The organism is Methylobacterium cerastii (assembly GCF_022179125.1).
GTDB classification, from domain to species: domain Bacteria; phylum Pseudomonadota; class Alphaproteobacteria; order Rhizobiales; family Beijerinckiaceae; genus Methylobacterium; species Methylobacterium cerastii.
This window is the reverse complement of the sequence record NZ_BPQG01000122.1, coordinates 1-1,240: the sequence shown is the minus strand read 5'-3', so window position 1 is coordinate 1,240 and position 1,240 is coordinate 1. Positions and strand designations below refer to the sequence as shown.

At 67.3% G+C, this 1,240-nt stretch carries 1 protein-coding gene; it reads left to right on the top strand.

Annotated features, from left to right (window positions below; translation table 11 throughout):
• Positions 1-58: 58 nt before the first annotated feature.
• On the top strand, positions 59-1,240 hold a 1,182-nt coding region (locus MFF13_RS25640; protein WP_238273320.1), incomplete at its 3' end, for an IS256 family transposase.

Sequence of the window (1,240 nt, the reverse complement as noted above, 5' to 3'; positions counted from 1 at the left end):
CGGGACTGTCAGGAATTTCGTGTGGAGGCGGCCATAGTGGATCCGAAGGAGGTTTCCGATGGCACGACGCAAAGCACCCCACATCCCTGACGCGATCCTGGACCAGCTGCTGGCCGGTGCCGATCCGAAGGCGGCGTTTGAAGCCGACGGCCTGCTTGATCGGCTGAAGAAGGCCCTGGCCGAGCGGGCGCTCAACGCCGAGGTGGACCATCATCTGGCGGGCGAGGACGCCGGCAACAGCCGCGACGGCTACGGCCGCAAGACGGTCATGACCGAGACGGGCCGGATCGAACTGGCGATCCCCCACGACCGGCAGGCGACGTTCGATCCGCAGCTGATCGCCCGCTATCAGCGCCGCTTTCCGGGCTTCGACGACAAGATCGTGTCGATGTACGCCCGCGGCATGAGCACCCGAGAGATCGTCGGGCACCTGCGTGAGCTCTACGGGATCGAGGTCTCACCCGACCTGATCAGCACGGTGACCGACGCGGTGCTGGAGGAGGTCGCCGCCTGGCAGGCCCGGCCGTTGGAGCCGGTCTACCCGCTCGTGTTCTTCGACGCCTTGCGGATCAAGGTGCGCGACGAGGGCCTCGTCCGGAACAAGGCCGTGCACATCGCGCTCGGCGTGCGCGCCGACGGATCCAAGGAGATCCTCGGCCTGTGGCTGGAGCAGAACGAGGGCGCCAAATTCTGGCTGCGGGTCATGAACGAGCTCAGGAACCGCGGCGTCGAAGATGTGCTCCTTGCCGTGGTCGATGGGCTGAAGGGCTTCCCCGACGCGATCCGGGCGGTCTTCCCCGACGCGATGGTCCAGACCTGCATCGTCCACCTGCTGCGCCACAGCCTCGACTTCGTCTCCTACAAGGATCGCAAAGCGGTGGCGGTCGCGCTCAAGGACATCTATCGCGCGCTCGACGCCACAGCCGGCGAGACGGCCTTGGTTGCCTTCGAGGCGAGCGCGTGGGGCCGGAAGTACCCGGCCATCGGCCAGAGTCGGCGGCGGGCCTGGAGTGAGGTCGTGCCGTTCTACGCGTTCCCTGGCGACGTCCGCCGGATCCTCTACACGACGAACGCCATCGAGGCCTTGAACGCCACGCTACGCCGGGCCGTGCGCGCCCGGGGCCACTTCCCGACCGACGAGGCCGCGCTGAAGCTGCTCTACCTGGTCTTGAACCGCTCCGAGAAGGCGTGGAAGATGGGCCCGCGTGAGTGGGTCATGGCCAAGGCCCAGTTCGCCGTC